17 protein-coding genes are annotated in these 23275 nt (G+C 55.1%); 8 read left to right on the top strand and 9 right to left on the bottom strand.

The window, feature by feature from the left end:
* Positions 1-32: 32 nt before the first annotated feature.
* The 4 genes from HQL76_05970 to HQL76_05955 form a co-directional block, all read right to left on the bottom strand.
* Positions 33-1343, bottom strand: coding sequence for a radical SAM protein (locus tag HQL76_05970; protein MBF0108703.1), 1311 nt, complete (start codon positions 1341-1343; stop codon positions 33-35).
* A gap of 652 nt (positions 1344-1995) precedes the next feature.
* Entirely contained in the window at positions 1996-3297 is a 1302-nt protein-coding gene (locus tag HQL76_05965; GenBank protein ID MBF0108702.1) for a hypothetical protein, read from the bottom strand.
* Between the two features lie 772 nt (positions 3298-4069).
* Complete coding sequence (locus HQL76_05960) at positions 4070-4987, bottom strand: nucleotidyl transferase AbiEii/AbiGii toxin family protein (GenBank protein ID MBF0108701.1); 918 nt, start codon at positions 4985-4987, stop codon at positions 4070-4072.
* On the bottom strand, positions 4984-5583 hold the full coding sequence (locus HQL76_05955; protein ID MBF0108700.1) for a type IV toxin-antitoxin system AbiEi family antitoxin domain-containing protein: 600 nt from the start codon (positions 5581-5583) through the stop codon (positions 4984-4986). Before HQL76_05955 ends, HQL76_05960 begins: the two co-directional genes overlap by 4 nt.
* Positions 5584-5887: 304 nt before the next feature.
* Between HQL76_05955 and HQL76_05950 the strand changes: the two genes are divergently transcribed.
* The 3 genes from HQL76_05950 to HQL76_05940 are packed head-to-tail and all read left to right on the top strand — an operon-like array spanning position 5888 to position 9286.
* Complete coding sequence (locus tag HQL76_05950) at positions 5888-6898, top strand: hypothetical protein (protein MBF0108699.1); 1011 nt, start codon at positions 5888-5890, stop codon at positions 6896-6898.
* Positions 6895-7401 (top strand): hypothetical protein, encoded by a 507-nt coding sequence (locus tag HQL76_05945; GenBank protein ID MBF0108698.1) that lies wholly within the window; start codon positions 6895-6897, stop codon positions 7399-7401. The genes HQL76_05950 and HQL76_05945 overlap by 4 nt, the downstream gene beginning before the upstream one ends.
* A complete protein-coding gene (locus tag HQL76_05940; GenBank protein MBF0108697.1) occupies positions 7394-9286 on the top strand; it encodes a hypothetical protein in 1893 nt (630 codons plus the stop codon). Before HQL76_05945 ends, HQL76_05940 begins: the two co-directional genes overlap by 8 nt.
* Before the next feature lie 10 nt (positions 9287-9296).
* Here the strand turns inward: HQL76_05940 and HQL76_05935 are convergent, their stop codons facing one another.
* From HQL76_05935 to HQL76_05915, 5 genes are all read right to left on the bottom strand, one after another.
* Positions 9297-10487, bottom strand: coding sequence for a sigma 54-interacting transcriptional regulator (locus HQL76_05935; protein ID MBF0108696.1), 1191 nt, complete (start codon positions 10485-10487; stop codon positions 9297-9299).
* Positions 10488-10674: 187 nt separating this feature from the next.
* Complete coding sequence (locus HQL76_05930; GenBank protein ID MBF0108695.1) at positions 10675-11589, bottom strand: response regulator; 915 nt, start codon at positions 11587-11589, stop codon at positions 10675-10677.
* Positions 11583-12719 carry an ATP-binding protein gene (locus HQL76_05925; protein MBF0108694.1) on the bottom strand — a complete coding sequence of 379 codons (1137 nt, stop codon included), beginning with the start codon at positions 12717-12719 and terminating at the stop codon, positions 11583-11585. The genes HQL76_05930 and HQL76_05925 overlap by 7 nt, the downstream gene beginning before the upstream one ends.
* On the bottom strand, positions 12716-14614 hold the full coding sequence (locus HQL76_05920) for an AAA family ATPase (protein ID MBF0108693.1): 1899 nt from the start codon (positions 14612-14614) through the stop codon (positions 12716-12718). Before HQL76_05920 ends, HQL76_05925 begins: the two co-directional genes overlap by 4 nt.
* Before the next feature lie 46 nt (positions 14615-14660).
* On the bottom strand, positions 14661-15212 hold the full coding sequence (locus tag HQL76_05915) for a phosphohydrolase (GenBank protein MBF0108692.1): 552 nt from the start codon (positions 15210-15212) through the stop codon (positions 14661-14663).
* A gap of 122 nt (positions 15213-15334) precedes the next feature.
* Here HQL76_05915 and HQL76_05910 point away from each other — a divergent pair, with 122 nt between their 5' ends.
* Genes HQL76_05910 through HQL76_05890 form a run of 5 tightly spaced genes read left to right on the top strand, consistent with a single transcriptional unit; the run spans position 15335 to position 23270 of the window.
* Positions 15335-16237, top strand: a complete 903-nt coding sequence (locus HQL76_05910) for a WYL domain-containing protein (GenBank protein MBF0108691.1) — start codon at positions 15335-15337, stop codon at positions 16235-16237.
* On the top strand, positions 16230-18413 hold the full coding sequence (locus tag HQL76_05905) for an SAM-dependent DNA methyltransferase (protein MBF0108690.1): 2184 nt from the start codon (positions 16230-16232) through the stop codon (positions 18411-18413). Before HQL76_05910 ends, HQL76_05905 begins: the two co-directional genes overlap by 8 nt.
* On the top strand, positions 18410-21220 hold the full coding sequence (locus HQL76_05900) for a tetratricopeptide repeat protein (GenBank protein MBF0108689.1): 2811 nt from the start codon (positions 18410-18412) through the stop codon (positions 21218-21220). The genes HQL76_05905 and HQL76_05900 overlap by 4 nt, the downstream gene beginning before the upstream one ends.
* On the top strand, positions 21217-22644 hold the full coding sequence (locus HQL76_05895; protein MBF0108688.1) for a restriction endonuclease subunit S: 1428 nt from the start codon (positions 21217-21219) through the stop codon (positions 22642-22644). Before HQL76_05900 ends, HQL76_05895 begins: the two co-directional genes overlap by 4 nt.
* Positions 22641-23270 carry a DUF4433 domain-containing protein gene (locus HQL76_05890; protein MBF0108687.1) on the top strand — a complete coding sequence of 210 codons (630 nt, stop codon included), beginning with the start codon at positions 22641-22643 and terminating at the stop codon, positions 23268-23270. Before HQL76_05895 ends, HQL76_05890 begins: the two co-directional genes overlap by 4 nt.
* The last annotated feature ends 5 nt before the right edge of the window (positions 23271-23275 follow it).

The raw sequence follows: 23275 nt of genomic DNA, 5'->3' as shown, positions 1-23275 counted from the left end.
TTTCTCGGCCCTCTACTCTACCGTATTTCTCATCAGAAATCAGCGGAGTCGAACAAACCGTGTAAGAACGCCAGTTGTTCATATTCGCAGAAATCGCCCACTTGGTCGATAACACCGATCTCGTGATAGTCTCGCGCCCGACATGCCCCCGCGCAAAGTAGGCGGATGGGACAGTCCTGACACTTTTCCAGCGTATCGACCGAAACGGCACGAGCCTTCGCCAAGACGGGCGAATGGTAGTAGATATCCCTAAGCGGCGTGTCGCGAACGTTCCCCGCAGCGAATTCTCTTTCTGTCAGCAACTGGCACGGATAGACTTCTCCCGTCTCGGAGATGCTGATTTCGGCATCGGCAAGCGCACAACGCTTGACACCTTTCCCACGCAGTCGTTCAAGGAGACCAGTTATGGCACCCATCGGTGCTACGTTCTCGGTAAATGCCATCGCTTCGTAGTATTCGGTCCCGGTGAGGTGCAAGTCGCTCCGCTGTGCCCCACGTCCCGCAGGGAAAAGCGGCTGGAACTTTAGCATTGCGCCATATCGCCTCGTCATAGCATCAACGTCGTGTCTGTTTCCCTTGTGGATTGTCATAGCGATCTCAACATTGGCACCAAGTGCCGCGAGCATGTCGATGGCGGCCATGGCTGCCGCATGGTTGCCCGTGCCACGGGTCAATGCGTGGATATCCTCCGTCGAGCCATCAAGGCTAATCTTGATACGATCACTGAAAGCCGCAATCCGTGCAGCGTTGGTATTGTCGATAAGCGTCCCGTTCGTAAGCAGGGAAATGGTGTTTCCTCCGGCTTTCAACAGATCAGCAAAGTTCAACGCATCAGGGTGAAGGAGCGGCTCGCCACCACTGAGGGTGTATTCGACCGACGGTGAGATTTCAGCGACATCGTGGGCGACGCGCACGAGGTCTTCGAACGACATCCTCGCTGAAGCTCCACCACTTTCTGCGTAGCAATAGCGGCAACGAAGGTTGCAATCGTCCGTAAGTTTCCAATGGACAGTGCGAAGTGTTGGTGGCATTGAGATAACCTCAGCGGCTGTTCCATATTTTTCGCACCCGCAGTTGCTGCAACTTGTGTCCGTTGCGGCTGGATACCCAACGATCAGACCGTGCGCAGCCGCCCGTTCGAACAACGTTTCCACGTCAGACATTTGGGCTCCACAGAAAACGGCGATTTCTTCGACCGAAGCCTCACCGTTGCACCGCGACAGCAACAAACCACCGTTGGAATTAACGATGAGCCAGTCGGGAACTTGTGGATTTAAGAACAAATGCTTGGTGGCCTTCTCTGCGTAGAAAATGCCGTCAGCAACCTTTGGCTTGTATGGCATGTCGCGAACTACTACTGTCCGCCGCAACTGGCCCCGCCACCACACATGCCGCCCCCACCAGCGCAATCGGCCCCGCTACCACACATGCCGCCCCCGCCAGCGCAATCTGCCCCGCTACCACACATACCGCCCCCGCCAGCGCAATCTGCCCCGCCACCACACATAGCATTTGCCTCTGACATGCCGACCGAAACAGACGACTTGCCAATCTTCACGCCGTCTACTGAGTCAAATTTAACCGTGGCGAACAGACCAGCCACCGCACTTGCGGACACGAGGGCTACTTTCAAAAAACCTCGACGAGAACTCTGATCCGACATGGTGACCTCCTAAAAAATGCTGAAACATGAACATTATGCCCTTCAGGCAAAAAATCAAAAACACAACAGTCACCCCCCAAAAAAAACAACTTTGAGAGGCCGATCATCGGAGGAGCAGTTGCCACCCCCGCAAAAATCAAGCAATTTTTGTAACTGCCCGCCAATTCCGGAAATCTGGGGACATATATGGACCCACCCCCGTTGCGACGGAAATTTCCGTTTTTTGGCACAATCAGGAAATCTGGGGACACCTTACCGATTTCTCTTATGGCAATAAATTTAATTGGTATGGTGTCCCTGTATTTTCTGTATTTTCAAAGGTATCCCTGGATTTACGGCAAAGAGACGTTCTCGGCAATCGTTGTGCATTCGGCGACAATCACGTCCAAGACTCGGCTAATTTTATTTACATCGTAGGCACCGCTAACAACAGAACCTACGCTTTGCTCCAAAAACTCCTTTGTGTAGTCCTCCTTTGACTCCAGTGCCCCTTGGTAGACATCCAGGTCCTTCTTTAAGTTTGTCCAAATCACGTGAGCAGAAGAGTTTCCGTTGAACTCAAGGTCCAGATAGCATTCGATAGCTGCAGCGCGTCCGTTGATGTCCGTTCTATGGAGTCCCTCAGGACCTTTAGCAGGAAAACTACGAAACTCGACCATCTCAGGTAACGTCATCGCTCGCATGTTTGGCGGTAGCGATAGCCCTGAAATTCTTTGGTAAGCGTCGACACCTTCGGCATCATTGTCAAATAGAAAAACTATTTGATTGTGAACGTCAATCTTGGCAAGACCCTCAGCAAATTTACGGAGGCTGCCCGCACCTGAAAAAGGGTGGCTCTCGGTAATGTCAATGAAACGAAAAAAGTCAGCAATCTCTGGCCGAAGAATGGAAAATGCATGTTTCAGTATGTGGACATCCGAACTACCTTCGGTCCCGATGAGGAAAGTCTGTCCGCGACGAGCATTTGGGTTGAATTGGCCCTCACTTGCCCAGCCATTTTCCACAAGCGGTCCGTACTGCCATACCACCTCAGACTCCAAATTCTCGGGATTTCCAGCTAAGATCCGCAACAGATAGTAGGGATCAAGGATGTGAATCAGTCTTCCAAAGTAGCTCCGCTCAGAGTACGCTGGCCAGCAACTAAAAGCCTCCCATAGAACGGGAATACGGCTGGTTATCCCGTTGTCAGAGAACCTCCCCTGAACTAGGTCCTTATCCCTGCCATCGATAGAGCTGATGAAGGTGTCGTCGAGGCTTTGAACCGCATGAGTTGTCACGAAATCACAGAATTCCTCAAAGCCCATAAGCGTCTTTGGTTCAGTACCGCCATCGGCTGACTCTGCCACCTCTTCACTTACAGATTGAAGGACTTCTTGGTATGCGATTTCTGCATTTTTCAGGGTGAAACCCATAACTTCAAGTCTGGGCAAGACTTCCTTGAGAGGCTTTGCAAAGGCCATCTCCATAGGAGCCGGGTCCTGGTTGGTTTCGACAAAATAATCATAATTTATCTGATCAGAACGGCGGCGTTGGCGGTCTTTCTCTTGAAACAACGCCCCGTGATCATTGCCCATATGGTTCTTGCTGTAATCGAGAGCAAGCCCGCTGATGTCAAGGGTGATTTCAGTTCCCATGGGTGCGTTTTATTATCGTTTCATTTGAATTCCAAGCGCCAAAGAAACCCGGACCCAAGTTCGAATCCTTCCTCATTCTCCACAACCAAGTTTCACACCGAACCAGTCCAGTATCATGAGTCAATGATATTCTCAAAATATCATAGTTTTAAGTGGGTCCGAGATTTCCGGACCCACCCATTGCGGGTCCACAGCTTTTGGAGAATGTGGCCGGAGAGAGAATGGAAACTGCCCATTTTGACTCCTGCGGGTCCGACTCCTCTCCAAGTGGAATTTCGATCCATCCTGCGTAACCATTGGAAACATTATGATTTTTTGCACTCACAAAAGCCGCCCGGTGGGGCGGCCTTGGCAGCGAGAAAACATTCTATCAAAAAAATGGTGGGCCGAAATCGGGATTCACATGGAAGTTCTCTGATTTGGCCGGAGACCTCCCAGCGACCTTGCCGGATTCAATTTCAGCAACCACTGTGAACCACTATATGGAAAAACTTGCTGAACCGCAATTGGTGTCACATCCCGACCTGAAGGTCTCCATCTGGATGGCACGGATGGAAATCATGCGCGCCATCTTGAATTTATTTTAAATTCAATGGGTATCTATGCGTGCCACACTGACCGGATGCGTGCCATTTGGCAGATGGCACGCATCCGGTCCCGGCCATCCATGATCCTATTTCCTGCGGTGGATGGTTACGGGATCAAATTCCGTCAGACTATGAGATCATCCTCACCCATGGGAAAACAGAAAATCTGAGGTTCTTTGAGTCCGTCATCCGGGGGGGGGGGGTGACCATGGCCCACCCGGTTCCCATTGGGATGAAAATACATCACCGGCAGTAGCTGCCTGAATAACCGGCATCAGGAAGTCGGCGAGCGACGACACCACATCGTCAAATGGCATGTCTTCCAACCCGTTTCTTCTGAGGAATGCCTTCCATTGCAATTGCTTTTGCTGGTCTTGGGCAAATACCTGGGTGAGGCCAAAAGGAGGCTGAGCTGACAGCACCGTTCCCCGGCGGTCGAAGGTTGCCCGAATGGCTTGTCGGAGGATCTCACCGTCGAATTCGGTGTGCCGTGCCAGAACCCAGAGATCGAAGAAGTCCTTCATGCGGCTGTTGGCGATGCCCAAGGAAGTCAGAGCCTCGGCTTTTTCCGCTACCACCGTATAGCGGGGGTAGGCCCGCAGCCTTGGCGCACCAAATCCCGATAGGATTACCGGGTACTCGACATTTTCAGGTGCGGGGGTCACAGCATCCCCAAATCCAATATCCACCTGAATTTGGCACCGAGCATTTTCGAGAAGGCCGAGCAGAGTGACGCGCACCCCGGCGTAGTTGGCATCCTTCCGGATCTCGGCTGCGCGGACTGTGTCGGGCTGGAATGCCATGCCGTCTGATATTTCGATTGTACAGATTTCCCTGAAAACGGCTTCCATTTCGGGCAGGTCGGACGGCCCAAAGCCGAGGAGGTCCGCATCCCTTGTCGGGCGAAGGGGGATGTCGAACCAGAGGTCAAACAGCAGTGCCCCTTTCAACAGAAACTGGGCGGAATGTCTCGATATGCTGATCCGGTAAAGTAGGCGTTCGATGGCATAGCGGGTGAGAACAAAATTGAAGTCCTGTTTCGCCCCCCGCGCATGGTTCAAAAGTCTGGCACGGATGGACGCCGCTACGTTATGGGCGCTCATGTCAGGCTCTCCATGTAGGGACGCATGACCTTGGCGACCCGGCAAACGGCAGCAAAATGCCAAAGTTCATCCATCTGGAACCGCTTCTCTTTCCAGGACATCTGTAGTGCCTCAATTGCGATGTCCAACCCGATCTTGTTGCGGTACTTGAAGCAGTCGGCCACGGTCTTGGCGACACTGGTCACCCGAACCGGAACGCCTTCAACCAGGTGCTCCTGAACGCCTTCGGTCAGTGCTGCTCCGGAGAACCGGACGATGCGTAGCGGAGGATATTCCACCCGAGGGGCCCGGGCTTTGTTGGGAATGGCCAGCCAGACTTCAAATGGTGACTGGGTGGTGAGATCATGGAAGCGCAGTGCTGACAGCAGGCATACGATGGCCTGGGGATGATTGCGCGCAACTTCGGCAAAGGTGCTGAACTCGGACACTTTTCGATCCGGGATCGCGTAAAGCCCATGCCCAACCCTTCTGAGTTGTCCGCGTCGAACCAGCCGCGTAAGCGCCACCCGAGAAAATCCCAGGTCGGTCACATCGCGGGACCGGATGACTCCACGAGCGTGGGCGAGATCCATGATTTGTTGGTAGTGGGTATCCATGGGCACAGCATGTTCCGTTTAGTCGGTAATTGTCAAGATATGCCGACATATTGGAACAATGTCCGCAGGGAATCCATGAAATTGGCAGGCCGCTTGCTTATGGGAACAGTCCATCCTAAACTGTGGTGGTCTCTGTTCGGCATCCGCATTCTCACCATCGGCCACTATAAAATCCGAGACGTTGGCGTACCAGCAAGGCATCTGCCTTTTGGCCGAAGTTTGTCCATAATCAATAGAGTGTCATCCGTAAGATAAATTTTATTTATTGATATGGACTGCCAACTCAAGAAGGTGCTTTGGGCTAATGAACAACTATGATCGCCAGATACTCAGTCTTGGCGACGAAGAGTTGGAAAACTTCGTCAGGGACTGGGTTGGGCGAAAGATGGCGGTATATTTGGAAGTCGCCCAATTCACCGGTGCGGGCGATATGGGGCGTGATGTTGTCGGCTTTCTCACAAAATTGCGCCACGAAGGGGATTGGCACAACTACCAGTGCAAACAGTATGGAAGAAACCTCCCGACTGATATGGGTATTCGCGAGATCGGGAAGATCCTATACCATGCGCATCAAGGCCATTTTACCGCGCCTGTCAAATACTATTTCGTCGCTCCTAGAGGGGTGAACCGGAATCTTGAAACCCTGATCTTCAATCCATCAAAATTCAAGGAGCGCCTTCTCTCGGAGTGGGACAAGCACTGCGCCATGTCCATCGTCACAGGCATGAAGACACCTCTTGATGCTGGTTTGAAGGCATTCATTGAAGCCTTCGATTTCTCGGTCATCACGCGGCTCGCACTCGATGATATCCTTAACGACCCGTATGTGATTCCTGTGCTTACCAAGTGGTTTGGCGCAGACCCAGGCCCTCCCCCAAAAGGCGAAGTGCCAGCGGAAATTCATGATTCTGAATTGCCATATGTCGGGCAACTTATAGATGCCTACGGAGATCGTGATGGCATGACATATGCGGGCCATCAGGAGATAAAAGACCATCCAGATCATGGTCAACACCTAATAATGCAAAGAGAACGCTTCCACGATGCCGCTGCATTTCAGCGTTTCTACCGGGACAATACCGATCCTGAAGTCCTGGAAACCTTTGAAAAGGACATCTACCACGGCATTTTTGAGGTTTACCGAGCAAGCCATTCGGACAAGCTTCGGTGCGTCGATGCCGTCATGACGCAGGCCGCCCAGGTTCTCCCGTCCGGGATACTTGCCCCGCATGCGCGTGTACCCGTCAGGCAGGGGGTCTGTCACCACTTCGCAAATGATGACCACATTCGGCGGCATCTACGGTGGCACAGATGACCGACAACGCCATCTCAAGTGGAATAGAGCTATTCAACAGCCCGTTGGAGACCGGAGTTCGTGCCCTCGTAGTGCTGAACGCAGCCTACCCAATGATGTTTGATCTGTCCCAATTGACATGGCTGGACCACCTCGTCGTCCACACAGCTGATATTAAAGGTCCTGACAGTCTTCACCCAGACCTTCCCCACCGAACCGGGGAACTTCTGGTGCGGAGGCCCGTGATCGAGGAGAGCCTGACCCTGATGCGTCGTCTCCACCTTGTTGACGTGGTTGCCGATGACTATGGAATCCGCTATCAGGCCAGCGAAGAAGCCTACCCGTTTGTGGAACTGATGCGGTCCCCATATGCCCAGGCACTCAAGGAACGGGCGAAATGGCTGGCGGAAAACGTCTGTACTCTGGATGCTCACCAGTTGGAAAAGCTGGTAACCGAAAAAATCGGTCGTTGGAAGGTCGAGTTCCAGGGCCAAGGCCAACACCATCGGAGTTACGATGACTGACCGCCGACTCATGATATGTCACCTCGTCTTCACCGGACCAGAAGTGGAACCTGCAGTGTTGGAATTTGGTGAGGGTAGCAACCTCGTCTGGGGCGCCTCCAACACGGGTAAGTCATTCGCACTCAAGGCCATTGACTTCATGCTCGGTGGATCGAAACCGTTGCCAGACATTGAGGAACGACATGGCTATGACGCCATCTGGTGCGGCTTGAGAATCAATGAGGTTGGGGACTTCACCGTCAGGCGGGCTATCTTGGGCGGCAGCTATACGCTGTATGAGGGGCTTCATGTTGCTCCTCCGGGAGATCACGAAGTACGCACCTTATCAGCAACCCATGACGCCAGCAACAAAGACAACCTTTCCAATTTTCTGCTTGACCATCTTGGTTTGTCTGGAAAATTCGTCGCTACCAATGCAGAGGGAGAAAAGGACAATCTAAGTTTCCGTGGGCTGGCCAATATTCTACTTGTTGATGAAACCACAATTCTAGCAGAACGCTCCCCGATTGAACGCGGCCAACATACCAAGGCTACAACCGAGCGCAGCGTTTTCAGGCTTCTTCTGACCGGCATAGATGACAGTGCCATTACCACAGTGCCAAAACCAATAAATCTGAAAACCGAAAAAGTTGCGAAACTGGGACTGCTCGACGAGATGATCGCTGACGTTGAGGCTCGTCTTTCGGTTGAATTCCCGGACGCGGCGGAATTTGATCAGCAGGATGAACGTCTCACCCGGACGTTGGAACAGATTCAAATCGAATTCGAGGCTGCCCAAGGTTCAATCCGATCACTGCTGGAGGAAAAAAAGAGACTCTCTGGAGAAATCCCTCGAATTGGGGAGCGCCTTGATGACATCAGATTGCATCTTGATCGGTTTTCTAAACTCGACAGAGCCTATGAATCGGACATCCAACGGTTAGAGGCGATAGAAGAAGCGGGCTTTTTGGTCTCCTTGGGTAGTGGCAGAGATTGTCCGCTCTGTGGAGCGAAGCCTGACACCCAGTTACATCAAGAAGGCATGGTCAATGTCGAACAAACCCGGATGGCTGCATTTGCCGAAACCCAAAAGATCACCCGTTTACGATCAGACCTCAAACGAACTGTCCATGATCTTAGAGCCGAACAGAAGCGATTGGAGAGCGAATTACCCAGCCTGCTGGATAGACTGAAGAAGACCGAGAAAGAGATCTTGGATCTTACACCACAAGTTGACCAGACCCGTCGGACATTAGGAGAATCTCTGGCTGCCAGAGACCGAGTCCGACAAGGCATGGCACTTCTAGATCAATTGCAAAGCCTGCGGGAGAAGAAGAAAGAGACAGAAGAGCAAAAGACCACGGTACCCAAAGGGGATAAACCGAGGCTTGACCTCATCGGCACCATTGCATATGACTTCTGTCGAGTAGTTGGTCATGTACTGTCGGAATGGCAGTTCCCTGGCGACCATCAAGTCGTCTTCGACGATAAGACCTTCGACTTACGGATTGACGGGAAGCTTAGAACTGCCAATGGTAAAGGGGTACGGGCAGTGACCCATGCCGCATTCAAGGTGGCCATGCTCATCTATTGCCGGGAACGCAACCTGCCTCACCCTGGTTTCGTCGTCCTCGACACACCATTGCTGACGTACCGTGACCCCATCAAAAATACGAGGCATGGAGAACTGTCAAGCGACGAGCAGGTACTTGCCAACACGCCATTAAAGCAGAATTTTTTCGAACACCTTCACCGCATTCAGCACCTTGGTCAATTTATAATTTTTGAGAATATCGACTTGCCAGATAACATCCGAGAATTAGCCAAAGTTGAAGTATTTGTCGGGGATTCTGAAGGAAGGAGCGGTCTTTTCCCTCTCGCCAGAAGTCGTAAAAGTCGTCAATGATTCTCATAAGTTAACCGGAGGTTGACTGACAGACAAAACCTGCAAACCGCCCTGATTGCCCATCTGATACCAGGAGTCCATGCTCAGTCAGTGTTGCCAAATCCCGGCTGGCCGTTCTGATGGAGACCCCGAACGCATCCGAGAGTCCTTGTCGAGTAATGCGGCCTTTCTCCCTGGCATGGATCACGGCCTTCTCCTGGCGGGGAGTCAACCGGGCATCCATATCTTTGATCTCCAGCACTGGTAGTGAATAGACGACCAATCCTGTCACTTCCAACCGTTGGGCCTTCCCATCGGCGACCATTTTCCCCAAATGCCGGTGCAAGGTGGGCTTGGGGACGTGCAGGTCGGCATGCATCTGCGCCAGCGTCATCTTCCCCCCAGCCTCTAACACCGTGAGCAATCGCTTTTCCAGAGGCGTCCCCGTAACCTTTGGCAAATCGCCGCCTCCCGACAAGTGACGGCGCAGGTGCTCTGCGCCGATGTTCCTGGGGGCATCCACAGCCGCCGCCAGGATGGCGTTCTGTAGCTCCCGGATGTTCCCTGGCCATGTGTAGGTGGTCAACAATTCTTGCACGTCTCGGCTCAATCCTTTCCCGGAGAACTCCTTCTGGGATTTCAGGAAGACCTGGGCCAGGGTGACGACGTCCCGTTCCCGTTCCCGCAAGGGCGGCAGACGTAACGCGTATCCCCGGAGCCGAAAAATCAGATCGTCCCGGAATTTCTTCTCCCTGGCCATCTTGGCCAAGTCCCGGTGGGTGGCGGAAACGATCCGGACGTCCACCTTTAGCACTGTCCTGGCTCCGACCGGTCGAACCTCGCCCTCCTGAAGAACCCGGAGGATCTTGGCCTGGAGGGGCAGTGGCATATCGCCGATCTCGTCCAGGAACAGGGTGCCGCCATGGGCCTGGACGAAGAGACCATCCCGGTCGTTCACCGCACCGCTGAAAGCCCCCTTCTTATGTCCGAAAAGCTCCGCTTCCAGAAGTTCGCCTGGGATGGCAGCGCAGTTGACTGCCACGAACGGTCCCTTGGAACGGGAGCTTTCGTCATGGATAAACCGGGCGAACAGCTCCTTGCCGGTGCCACTTTCGCCGGTGACCAACACGGATAGACTGCTGCGGGCCACCTTTCTGGCGCTGGCCAGGGTGGCCCGGAGGCTTGCGCTATTGCCGATGATCTGTTGAGTTTTGGTCGCCACGGTTTCCTCTTGAACGCTGAATATGCGTTCAAGAGTACCGGCTGCCCTGTTGTTCTTGCCTCGGTGGAACCATGACGGAAGCCGGACCATTTCCCGTCTTGATGGCCATCAGTTGCCATCTGGGTTCCATCCGGCAAGACGAAAAATGGTCTTGGTTCCCAACCGGCAAGAGCAAATTTGGTCTTGCTCATCGGATGGCCATGATTTCAGAAGACAGTCTTCGGACCTCTCGGGAGCTGTGTTGCCCCAGCCGGTCATGGTCGATCTTGCCGACCACAATCACCGGATGGATGCGGTAGCTCCCCTTCTTGTCGTTCTCGTAGAAAGCAAATCCTTCAGGAAGGAGTGACTGGATGGCCGATGCGAGGTTCGACATTCCTTTGAACCCTTCCGCATCACTGGAACCAAGATCAACCTTGTGAACCCAGCCCTGACCATCCCGCACCCGCCCTGCCACGAGTCGCATCAAGAGCAAGAACTGGGCGTCAGGCAAAAAAGATGCCTTGCCGCCGATAACGATCCCCGTCCGTTTTCCCTGGGATTCGCCAGAGATGGACAATTGCACCCCTGGAGAAGGAATAGCTGTTGAGGAGCCATTCGGCGCACACTCCCGACGCGCCAGGTCCATCACCCCTGGACATTCCGCATGGCTGGCGCGCTTACTTTTGTGAAGGCTTTCCTCGAGTTTCGCTGTCAGAGATGGGTTGTTCCCGCTCAAGGGTTTGATGATGAAGTCGTCCGCCCCATCCTGAAGACATTGGATCACGTCGGGCATGTCCTTGGCGTAGCCGCTCATGACCAGGATTTGCAGGTGGTGGTGATCGTCCTGGTTGCGGGCGGGGAAAAGCTCTCGGATCTTTCGCAGCAAGGTTTTTCCCGCCTCCACCCTGGCCTTGATCGAGTCTGGAGCAGTCTTGATCTGGAGATCCAGCAGGACAAAGCAGAATTTTCCGGTGTCCAGCAATCCCAGTGCCTCTTCCTGAGAGGGAACAGAGACGGTGTCATGCCCCACTGAGCGGAGCAGATCCCGCAACTCTTCGGCCATCTCCGGGTCGTCCTCCACCACCAGGGCGGTATGGCGGCCTTTCGCTTCTTTCACCATTCCCGCCCCTCCTGTTCTTTCGGAAGTATGATGGTCACCGTGGTTCCCTTGCCCTTGATGCTCTCCAGATAGACCCTTCCGTTGTGGTCGGACTCGATGATCTTCTTGGCAATGGTCAACCCGAAGCCGGTGCCGTGCGGTTTGCTGGTGGCAAAGAGCTGGAAGGCGTCCTTCACCGCTTCCTCGGACATGCCGCATCCCTGGTCGGCGATGGTCACCTGTACCCGGCTGCCATTGTGTTCGTGGGCCGTGATGGTGATGACAGGGTGACATTGAGTGCCCGCATAGGCGTCTACGCTATTCTGGATGACGTTAGTCAGCGCCTGCAACAGCAGATGCCGGTTGGCCTCCACGGTGAGGGCAGGGTCGATGCGGATGTCGGCCTCCATCACCCGGTTCTCCTTCTTGCGGTCGCGCACCAGATGTATGGCTTCCTCGACCATCGAACGCAGGCTCTCCGTCTGAAAATCAGGCTCCACCTCCTGGGTCAGGGCGCGCAGGGATTCCAGAATGGAAATCAAAAAGCGCACCCGCTCCCTGGCGCGTCGGGTGTGGCGATGCAGATCATCCGGATTGGAACGGGTCTTCGAGATCTCCACCTCGATGTTCTCCAGGGAGGCATCCAGGGGCGAGATCACCTTGACCATCTCGTGGTTCAGTTCCTTCACGAATTGGCCGTGCAGCTTTTCCGCCACCCGGCGCGCCGCGTTGCGGGCGCGAGGACCATGCTTGGCTTCCAGTTCTTCCAACCAGCGCAGCATGAGATCCCCATGCTGATCCTTGAGCATGTCCGTCCTGGATAGCTCCGACCGCCGGGAAAGGGTGCGCTTGGCGGCATTGCGGACCAGATCGTTGTCATCCAGGTCCAGGGCGGCCATGATCCGGTCGAAGGTGTCGTGGCGCAGGTGAAGACAGGCGTGGGCCAGAGCCTTCCTCACCTCCCATTTGGGATGGGTGGACAGTTTGGCCAGACGTTGCCCAACCAGAGAATGCGCGGTGGGGTCCAAACCTCCCTGGCGCAGCAGGATACCTGCCTGATCCACGGCCTCGCGAACCGTCGACCACTGGTCGGAATCAATGTCCTTCAGCAGCCCCGTCAGCCCGACTTCCGGTTCCGTCGCCATCATCAATGCCCGTAGCGCGCTTTGCGCCGCAGGAAGGCCTCCCGGCCTCCTTCCAGCAAAGTCTCGATCCGCTCCTTGACCTCGTCCACCGTTCCCTGGTGGGTGATGGTCCCACGCCTCCCGTCCGAGGACAGCACAAACACCCGGTCGGCATCTCCCAGCACGGGGATGTTGGGGTTGTGGGTCACGAAAATGAGCTGGCGACTGGCTTTGGCCTCCTTGACGCTCTTGACGATGGTCTCGAAAATGAAGGCGTTGTCCAGGTTGTCCTCGGGCTGGTCGATGAGCAGGGGGCGTTCGCTCTCCATCAACAGGATGGGCAGGATGGTGGTGCATCGCTGGCCGGTGGAAAGTGACCCAGCGTCCTTGTAATCCCGGCCATCGAGCAATTCGATACGGGGCAGATCCTCCATCTCGACGGTCTCCATCCTGCCGACCGTCTGCGAGGCCACCAGCCTTTCGATCACCGTTGCCGCCCGACCGTGTTCCATCCCCGCCATTTCCGCCAAACGGCTCGCATCCTTGCGCTGAACGCAGATGGCCAACTCCTCCGGTGAAAGGTTCTGCACGATCTTGTCGACGATGGTGGCGTACTTGAGCCCCGACCCCTTGAGTCCCTCGGTCAGCAAATCGGCGAAGGCCTGCCGGTTGCCAGCCTGGGTCACGGTCACCCGGATGGTAGGCTGCAATGCCTGGGTCAGACGGTCAGCGACGGACTTGCGGAGCCGAAAACGCTCATCCCGCAATCCGGACAGACGGGAGGTCATTTCCCGGTGCTTCCCGGATTTTACAGCGTGCTGCCGTTTCAACTCCTCCAACGACCGGCGGGCATCGCTCACTTCCAGATGCCGTTTTTGCAGCGTGGTGCGTTCGGTGATGCGGCTTTGCTCCTCCTGGGATTTGGCCATCAGCTCCCGATAGGCCTGCTCCTGACCGGCATGATGGTTTTCCAGTTCGCTTGCCACGCCAGCCAGGGCGTTCAGGGTGATCTGGCAGTGTTCATGCACCCAGGGAACCGCCTTGCGGAACTCGTCGAGGAATTCCCTGACTCGGTTACCGACCCCCTGGAACAGAACCTGATTCGGGCCACTCACGATGTCCGACCCGATGTACCCCTCCAATCGCTGGGCCATGGTGTCGGCATAGCTCTGAAATTTGGGGCCCAGGGAGGTGAACTCCGTCGCCAGACTGGCGAGGGCCTTGGTCTCCCTCTCTCGCAGGGCCTTGTGGGCGTGCGCCTGTTCAATGAGCTTGGCATCCGGGCCGGTATTCTGCTGCTGAAACCCCTTCAACTTCTCCTCGATGGCCGGTCCTTCCGACGCGGTCTCCGTCAGATCTCCCAACTGGCGCGCCAATTCCGCCAGTTCCCCGTAGCTGTGGTCGATGTCACGCAGCAGGCGCGTGATCTCGCCGTTGATCGAGCGGATGTTCTCTTCCTCGAACTGGTCGATCAGCTTCAACTGGAAGCCAGTATCGGTGGCGATCTGTTCGATTTCGTTCTGGCTGTAGACATCGGCCCGGAAGATGCGGTCCCGATCCAGGGAGATGGCCGTGGCCGCTCCGTTCTCGTCCAGCACCTGACAATCGTCGTTCCATGGACGCTCCGCTGTATACCGCATCCCGTGGCGAGTACGAAAATGGAGACGGACCCGGCCATTGGCGAGATTGCTTTGCACCACGGCCTGGGCGCGGGATTTGCCGCCGCGCCTGGGGTCAGGCATCAGCCCCAGGACGTAGCGAATAAACTCCAGGAGGGTGGTCTTGCCGGTCCCCCGACCGCCGATGATGCAGTTGAGTCCCTGGGAGAACTCCAGGCGCGCCCCTTCCATGAAACCGCCGGTGATTTCGGCACCCAGCAAAATGTGGGTTCCGTTTACTGATCTTGGATCGATATTGGTCATTTCTGCCTCCCGCTCAATTCGCCGATGAAACGTCCAGCTCTGCGCCCTATCTCGGGGCGCACATCACTTCAAATAATTCGCCAAACCGAGCCAGGAATTCCCGCCGGGCTTGGTCAGGACTCCACCCCTGGATCATGCCTGGTGCCAAGGGATCGGGAATTCCTTCCCACGGTGCAGGCTCCGGCCCCATGAGTGCCGCCTTCTCGGTAGCCAGAAGCAGCATATCGGCTTGCTTCACCTCGACAGGGAGCCCAGCAGGAAGACCAAATCGCTCGGCAATCACATGAAGAAGCTGTTCCTCGATTTCATGGAACACCGTCAGTTCCCGTTTGACCGGCTGGGGAATGTCCGAGAGGAAGGCTTCCGCCGCATCATGGAGCAGGCCCCAGCGGGCATGTTCCAGACCCACCACATGGGAGACGTGGACGGCGTGCTCGGCCACGGAATAGAACCGGTTGCAATGGCCGTTGAACCGGCAGAGCATGGACAGGGAATGGGCGATGTCGAGGATATCCACCTCTTCCGGTTTGGCATCCATGGGCCAGAATTGTCTTCCGGTAACGGTTTGAATCCATGATCCTTTTCTCTTCTCTGCCATTGCCGATTCCCTCGCTTCCCCACGCCTCAACCGCTTCATTGACTCCCCGACCAACCCATGATAGTTTATAAACTATGACCATGATGGTCTGTTTGTCAATCTAGTTTCTAAACGGGATAGCGATGACCAGCAAAGAGTCAAGGGAAGACCCCAAACCGGGCAAGGATCTGCGCTGGGGTGTGGAACGCCGGATGGAGTTCATTGAGTTCCGCCTCTTCTGGGAGGGGAAGATCAACCGTCGCGACCTGATCGAGCAATTCGGCGTCTCCATGCCTCAGGCCTCGGCGGATTTCAACCAGTACCAGGAGATGGCTCCCGGTAATCTGGTCTACGACATCCGGGCCAAACGCTACTATCCGGCCAAGGAATTCAATCCACGGTTTCTAAATCCGGACTCAGATCGTTATCTGGCCAACCTCCTGTCCATGTCGTCCGGCATCCTAACCGCCGAGGAAAGCTGGCTGTCGGCCATTCCCTCTTATGACGTATTACCCCAACCCCGGCGGGCCATCGATCCGGAGCGGCTGCGCCGGGTGGTGGTGGCGATCCGCGAGGGTGTTGCTCTCCAGATCCGCTATCAATCCATGAGCGCACCCGAACCGGAGTGGCGCTGGATCACTCCCCATGCCCTGGCCTTCGATGGCTACCGCTGGCATGCGCGGGCATTCTGCCACAAGGCTGGTGCGTTCAAGGATTTCGTGATGGCCCGCATTGCCGGTATTCGGGGCACCAAGGAACACGACCTGAACCCGGAGGAAGACCGGGAATGGCACGAGGTCATCGACGTGAGGATCGGCCCCCATCCAGGCCTCACCGAGAACCAGCGCAAGGCCATCGAGTTGGATTACGGGATGGAGAACGGGGAGATGGTGATCTCCGTCCGAAAGGGGTTCCTGTTCTATTTTCTGAAGAGGCTGGGCTTGGACCTCGACCCCAATGTGCGCCAACCCAGGCACCAGCAGATCGTCCTGCTCAATCGTGACGAGGTTTTTTCGGCTTTCTCCATGACAGAGGGAAATGGATAATGAATTGGGCGATCACCCACCGACGGGCAAAGGAGGGCAAGGCGTGAGCAGCCTGAATATCAGCAATTTCATTTGGGGTATTGCCGACGATGTGCTACGAGATGTCTACGTCCGTGGAAAATACCGGGACGTGATCTTGCCCATGACGGTCATTCGGCGGCTGGACGCTGTTCTGGAGCCGACCAAGGATGCTGTGCTCCGCATGAAGGCGCAGCTCGACAAAGCTGGAGTGGCTAACCAGGATGCGGCCTTGCGCCAGTCTTCGGGAGAAGCGTTCTACAACACCTCTCCCTTCCGCCTGCGCGATCTGACCTACCGGGCCAAGCAACAGCAGCTCAAAGCAGACTTCGAGGCCTATCTGGATGGTTTCTCCCCAAACGTCCAGGAAGTTCTGGAAAAATTCAAATTTCGCAACCAGATGCCGACGTTGGTCGAGGCGGATGTTCTCGGCTACCTGATCGAAAAATTCCTCGATCAATCCGTCAACCTCAGCCCTAAGCCCGTTCTTCACCAGGATGGCTCGGTCCGGCTCCCCGGCCTGGACAATCATTCCATGGGAACGATCTTCGAGGAGCTGATCCGGCGCTTCAACGAGGAGAATAACGAAGAGGCTGGCGAGCACTTCACCCCCCGCGACGTGGTGGAGTTGATGGCCTATCTGATCTTCATGCCCGTTGCCGAAGCGATCCAGTCCGGCACCTATTTGGTCTATGACGGAGCCTGCGGCACGGGTGGCATGTTGACGGTCGCCGAAGAGACCCTGGATAAACTGGCGGCGGAGCATGGCAAGGAGGTTTCGGTTCACCTCTATGGCCAGGAGGTCAACCCGGAGACCTTTGCCATCAGCAAGGCGGACCTGATCCTCAAGGGCGAAGGCGTCGAGGCGGAGAACATGAAGTTCGGCTCCACCCTTTCCGCCGATGCTTTCCCCTCGCGGGAATTCGACTTTATGCTGTCCAATCCGCCTTACGGAAAATCCTGGAAAACCGATTTGGATCGCATTGGGGGCAAAAGGGATCTCCGCGACCCGCGTTTTGTCATCGACCATGGCGGCAATCCGGAATACAGCCTGATCACCCGCTCCAGTGACGGCCAGATGGTGTTCCTGGCCAACATGTTGAGCAAGATGAAGAAGGTCTCCTCCCTGGGCAGCCGCATCGCCGAGGTTCACAACGGTTCCTCCCTTTTCACCGGGGATGCGGGGTCGGGCGAGAGCAACATCCGCCGTTGGATCATCGAGAATGACTGGCTGGAAGCCATCATCGCGTTGCCCCTCAACATCTTCTACAACACCGGCATCGCCACCTACATCTGGGTTCTCAGTAATCGCAAAGCACCTGAGCGGCGAGGCAAGGTCCAGTTGATCGACGCCACCGCATGGTTCAAGCCCCTGCGCAAGAACCTGGGCAAGAAGAACTGTGAACTCGGCTCCGATGACCTGCGCCGTATCTGCGATGCCTTCCTCAACCGGGAGGAAAACGAGCAATCCAAGGTCTTTCCCAACGAGGCGTTCGGCTACTGGAAAGTGACTGTGGAGCGTCCGTTGCGCCTGATGGTGGATCTTTCTGCAGGGATGGTGCGGAAATTCCGGAAAACCTGCGCCGATGTGGGGGAAGGCGATCTGGCCGACCTTGTGGAGAACCTTGTCACACCTCTCGGCCACGGTCCTCATGGCGACTTCAACCGATTCCTGGAACAGGTCGAATCCGCAGCCAAAGCCCAGGGGATGCGCATGACGGCCAAGCGGCAAAAATTGCTCATGACAGGACTGGGCGTGAAGGATCCGGGAGCGGAGCCGGTCATCAAGCAAGTTACCAGGGCCAAGGCGGGAGCGGACCAGGAACAGGATGCTCTCCATGGCAGCTATCACCGTGTAGTCAGCGGCAAACCCATGGTGGTGGAGTACGAGCCGGATACCGACCTGCGTGATACCGAACAAGTGCCCTTCCTGGAGGAGGGCGGGGTCGAGGTCTTCATCCGCCGGGAGGTGCTGCCCCATGCGCCGGACGCCTGGATCGATGCTGGCAAGACAGCCATCGGCTACGAGATCTCTTTCACCCGGCATTTCTACAAACCCCAGCCGCTGCGCACGCTGGAGGAGATCGAGGCGGACATCCGCGATTTGGAGAAGGAAACCGACGGGCTGCTGGATGATGTGATCGGGAGACGAGCATGATGCACGAACACATCAAAAAGCGCATTATCAAGGAGTTGATAGGCGAGATTGTATGCCTGGGCGCGATTGAGCTGGAACTCGTTGGGCACTACATGGTTTCGGTGCTCGAAGGCGGGAGAATGGTCCACCACGGCATCAACAAGGACTACAAGCCCGTTGGTTACACTGTTGACAGCTTCAGCGACGACTCAACGGTTGTCGCTGAGTACAGCACAGAGCAGGGCTACTTTGAGAACGAAGACAGTTCCCCAACGAAAAATGCTCATTCTTTCCCAAAGATTGAAAATGACATCCAACACGCGCTTGGCCATCGTCAGCCTCAGGGGCCAGATAAAATTTACCTGATTACCAACCATGAGGAGCCGCCATCCTTCCGTGCGAAATTCAATACTACCTTTATTGGGCAGTCTCATGGTGGGAGAGTGGTTTTTCTTGATGCCCGTGAGATGGCAAAGAAAGTCTACCAGCAATCGACAAATAACCAAGATTGCGCGGCTTTTTACAGGCAGTTTTTCCCTGGATTTTCTCAGAACCTTGATAACTACGAATACTACGGAAAGCTGCCCGCGCCATGTGATGGCCATATCCATGATCAAGGGATTGGCGATGCCCTAGCCAAGCATTTTGAGGCATACCCTGTTTGCGTGCTTCACGGCGTAAGTGGATCAGGAAAAACCCAAGCTGCCATCGGTTTTGTTCACCACCAGCAGGCCAATGAGTTCGAAAACTATGTCTGGATCACAGGCGAGGACTGGCCAAAGGACACTTCTCTCAGTGCTGTTCAAAGATCCCGTGGAGGCGCGCCTGTCAACATCGTTGGCTTATTTAACGCCAGCAAGGCCATTCTAGTCATTGATGGCCTGGAAAGGCCGGTAGACCGGTCCGTTTTTGATGAGCTTCAGAATGGGTTCCAAAAGGGCGGTGTTGTTCTAGTGACATCCCAGTCAGCAATTATGGCAGGTGAAGGTTGCTTGCCAATTCCTGAGGTTTCCATTGATACGGCATCAAGAATTCTCGGAGAAGACTATGATAATGCCTCAGGTGAGGCCAAAAGATTCATCCAGTCCTGTAAATTCAATCCGTTAATCCTGTCGACAGCCCGCGCTTTTATTGTTCAAGATGGGGTTTCATCGAACGACCTTTACAAGGAAGTTCTAGATTCTCCATCTGAAATTTCAAGCCGTGACGGCCAGTCGATCATGGGTAAAATTCTGAAACGTTTGGAAAATGGTGCGTTTCAAGCGCTCAAGAAGATTGCCAACTCAGGCTTGACAACGCATGACTTGGAGTTCTTGCGTAAATTTATCGGCATTTCTCATTCGCGCACACTTCAGCATCTTTCTATCCTGTTGCCAACCAGTACTCCGGGCGTTGCCAGAATTCATGATTTGGTTTGCATGGCCGTTCGTGACCAGACTGATGGAAAGGAACTGGCTACTGCCGTCGAGCAGTATGTTGGAGATCAAAAGGGAGAAATGACGCCAAGCGCGCTCCGGGAAATCCACCTTGCCCTCGACCCGTTGCAGGCCGAGCACGCACGACGAGGTGAGCGTGATCCAGACTGGCTCTCCTACGCTCTTCTTCAAGTGGAGAGCGATGCAAAGCAGGCATTGCACGAACAGATCCATTCCAAAGAAATATCCCCTGGTGTACCCATCCCAAAGGTAATGTGCCTCATCGATGCCAAGGAGGCACACGCCTATGCAATCGATAGTCCTGACGAGAGGAAGGAATATTACCGCCAATGCGCCGAGCAATTTGGAAATGCACTTGCCGGTGCTGCTGACGAAGATGTGAGAGCAGAACTTCTGCATCATCGTGGAAAAGCATTAAGGCGATGTGAGAACCACCAAGAGGCTCTCAATTGCTTCACCCAACTTCTAAGCATGAAACCAGAGTGGCACGCAACCCATGGGCAAATCGCGCACCTTGGTATGCAATATGGGGTAAGCAGCGATATCAAGGACGCCGGGGAGAGATCCATGCGCGCCTTGATAGATGGGATGACAAAGGATGCATCAGCGGTTCCGCTGCGTGTTTCTCTTGCGGCACTTGCAAGGCTAAGATCTTATGGGAATGTCGTAAATGATCTCTCTAAAGATCCTGCTCAGGTTCAAAAACTTGCGGATCTCATCGCACTGTCCGCGATGGAAGGGTTCGGCCAATTTTACGAAGCGTTCGTCTCATTCACCTCTAAATTTGGATATCACCACCCGTCGATCTGTTTGACTTTGGCTGAGAGACTGCCAGAAATGCTGGCCATGCCACCCGAAACCGTTGAAAAAGGTCAGTGGGTGAGCGCATGTGAAGCTCTTGCGAATACTGCAACCTCAGCCAGAAAAGAAGACAGAAGATCACTTGTTGATCAACTCTTGAATGCCAGCGTTCAGTTTGCTACAGCCATTTCCGCTGGTGAACAGCTCAAATCCTATGATGCTCGCGCCGCAGCCAAAGCCTTCATTATCGCCGACATGCCTCAAAAAGCCCTCGAAACCATCGCGAAGGTTCCGGCTGATCGCATCGACCATTGGATTCTATATCGCAAGGCCGAAGCGGAGTTGGCACTTGAAAAATGTGATGAAGCGTTGGCTACCGCTCAACAGGCAGTTGAACTGGTCGGTAAAGACCACAGGGCAACCGAGCATATATCGAGTTACCACAAGCTGCTGAGTGAAGTATACGAACGACGCGGCCAAATTGATGATGCGCATCAGGAAGCAAAAAAGGCCCTGGATAAATGCAAAGATGACCAGTTCCAGAACACACTTGCTGAGCGCGTTGCAAGACTGGAGGGCATGCTGCCATGAGTGCCAACCTAATACCCTATCCCCAGATGAGGGACTCGGGTCTCCCCTGGCTTGGCTTGGTACCGGAGCATTGGGAGGTACGTCGAAATGGACGCCTGTTTGCCCAGCGGATCGATACCGGGCATGAGGAGTTGCCGATTCTGGAGGTCTCGCTACGCACCGGTGTCAGGGTGCGGGACATGGACAACGGCGCACGCAAGCAGCAGATGACTGACCGCAGCAAATACAAGCGCGCCGCCAAGGGGGACATCGCCTACAACATGATGCGCATGTGGCAGGGTGCTGTTGGGGTGGCTCCGAAGGATGGCCTGATCAGCCCGGCCTATGTGGTGGCCCGGCCTTTCCCGGAAGTGAACCCTCGCTATTACAGCTACCTGTTCCGCACAGCTGACTACATGCGGGAGGTCAATAAGTTCTCCCGTGGCATCGTTGCCGACCGCAACCGATTGTACTGGGACGAGTTCAAGCAGATGCCTTCGGCCTTCCCGCCGACCGGGGAACAGATAGCCATTGCGAATTTCCTCGATGCCCATGGCCGCCGCACCGCACATCTTATCCGCAACAAGCGGCGGCTGATTGCTCTGTTGAACGAGCAGAAGCAGGCCATCATCAATAAGGCGGTCACCCGGGGCCTGGACCCCAACGCCCCCATGAAGCCCACCGGCATCGACTGGATGCCGGAGATTCCGGCGCATTGGGAAGCCACCCTCCTGAAACATGTTGCCGATGTTCGCTTTAGTGGCGTCGACAAGCACTCACATGACCACGAAATCCCAGTACGCCTTTGCAACTACACCGACGTTTACAAGAACGACAGAATCATTGGTGGTATGGACCTCATGCTGGCCACAGCCACCAATGGGGAAATATCACGATTCACCCTAAAAGGTGGGGACGTGATCGTCACTAAGGATTCCGAAACACCGGACGATATCGCAGTTCCTGCTCTAGTCTCGGAAGATCTGCCTGGGGTGGTATGCGCCTACCACCTGGGCTTGTTGCGTCCGGATCCAGAACACCTTTTTGGAGAGTTCTTGTTCCGTTCAATCGGGTCTGCCCGTATCACCGAACAGTTCCATGTATTGGCTACTGGAGTGACTCGGTATGCACTGTCAAAACATGACATTAAAAACGCCATTATTCCGTTGCCGCCAATCGATGAGCAGGTAGATGTTTGCAAATGGATTACCGATTCGTGCGTTCCCCTTGATGAAGCCATCCAACGATCTGAGGACGAGATCAGGCTCATTCGAGAATACCGCGAACGCCTGATTGCCGATGTCGTCACCGGGAAGCTGGACGTGCGGGATGTGGCCGTGAACTTGCGCGAAGCCGATGACGCATTGGAGGATCTGGACGAGGAAAGCGCGGACGACCTCCTGGAGGACGAGACGGAGCCGGAAGAGGTGGAGGAATCGCCATGACCACGCCCCCCGCCCAGCCGAAAATCTACCACATCACCCATGTGGACAACCTGCCGAGGATCATCCAGACTGGGGGAATCTGGTGTGATGCCGAGCGTATCCGGCAAAACCTGGCCGTGACAGGCATCGGCTACAGCCATATCAAGGCGCGCCGCATGCAACGGTCCGTGCCCGTGGCAGCTAAAGGGGTGCTTGGCGACTATGCGCCGTTCTACTTTTGCCCCCGGTCACCCATGCTCTACACCATCCATATGGGCAATGTGCCGGAATATCAGGGTGGGCAGTCCGGCATTGTCCATCTGGTCAGTACCGTGGAAACCGCATGGCGGCTCAGTAGGCCATGGGCGTTCACCAACCTGCATGCGGAGTTGGGCTACGCCGAGTATTTCGACGACTGGTCCCGCCATGGCGAAATCGACTGGGAGGTAATCGGGTCAGATAGTTGGGGCGGCGATGAACGGCGGCCCAAGAAGATGGCGGAATTTCTCGTTCACCAATTTTTCTCCTGGACCGCCGTGTTGGGGATTGGCGTAATCAATCAAGCGATGGAGACCCGAGTGGCGGAGATCTTGGCGTCTTCCGTGCATAAACCTCAGGTAGCCGTGATGCGTGGATGGTATTATTGAGGCGG

Source organism: Magnetococcales bacterium, from assembly GCA_015228815.1.
Classification (GTDB): domain Bacteria; phylum Pseudomonadota; class Magnetococcia; order Magnetococcales; family UBA8363; genus UBA8363.
The sequence above is the reverse complement of the archived record's forward strand: the minus strand, read 5'-3'. Positions and strand labels throughout refer to the sequence as shown.

Coding starts and splice junctions, on each gene's coding strand:
- HQL76_05890 (MBF0108687.1), top strand. CDS start 22,641: ATGACCACGCCCCCCGCCCAGCCGAAAATCTACCACATCACCCATGTG.
- HQL76_05920 (MBF0108693.1), bottom strand. CDS start 14,614: ATGACCAATATCGATCCAAGATCAGTAAACGGAACCCACATTTTGCTG.
- HQL76_05895 (MBF0108688.1), top strand. CDS start 21,217: ATGAGTGCCAACCTAATACCCTATCCCCAGATGAGGGACTCGGGTCTC.
- HQL76_05970 (MBF0108703.1), bottom strand. CDS start 1,343: ATGCCATACAAGCCAAAGGTTGCTGACGGCATTTTCTACGCAGAGAAG.
- HQL76_05900 (MBF0108689.1), top strand. CDS start 18,410: ATGATGCACGAACACATCAAAAAGCGCATTATCAAGGAGTTGATAGGC.
- HQL76_05905 (MBF0108690.1), top strand. CDS start 16,230: ATGGATAATGAATTGGGCGATCACCCACCGACGGGCAAAGGAGGGCAA.
- HQL76_05945 (MBF0108698.1), top strand. CDS start 6,895: ATGACCGACAACGCCATCTCAAGTGGAATAGAGCTATTCAACAGCCCG.
- HQL76_05960 (MBF0108701.1), bottom strand. CDS start 4,987: ATGAGCGCCCATAACGTAGCGGCGTCCATCCGTGCCAGACTTTTGAAC.
- HQL76_05940 (MBF0108697.1), top strand. CDS start 7,394: ATGACTGACCGCCGACTCATGATATGTCACCTCGTCTTCACCGGACCA.
- HQL76_05965 (MBF0108702.1), bottom strand. CDS start 3,297: ATGGGAACTGAAATCACCCTTGACATCAGCGGGCTTGCTCTCGATTAC.
- HQL76_05930 (MBF0108695.1), bottom strand. CDS start 11,589: ATGGTGAAAGAAGCGAAAGGCCGCCATACCGCCCTGGTGGTGGAGGAC.
- HQL76_05955 (MBF0108700.1), bottom strand. CDS start 5,583: ATGGATACCCACTACCAACAAATCATGGATCTCGCCCACGCTCGTGGA.
- HQL76_05950 (MBF0108699.1), top strand. CDS start 5,888: ATGAACAACTATGATCGCCAGATACTCAGTCTTGGCGACGAAGAGTTG.
- HQL76_05915 (MBF0108692.1), bottom strand. CDS start 15,212: ATGGCAGAGAAGAGAAAAGGATCATGGATTCAAACCGTTACCGGAAGA.
- HQL76_05910 (MBF0108691.1), top strand. CDS start 15,335: ATGACCAGCAAAGAGTCAAGGGAAGACCCCAAACCGGGCAAGGATCTG.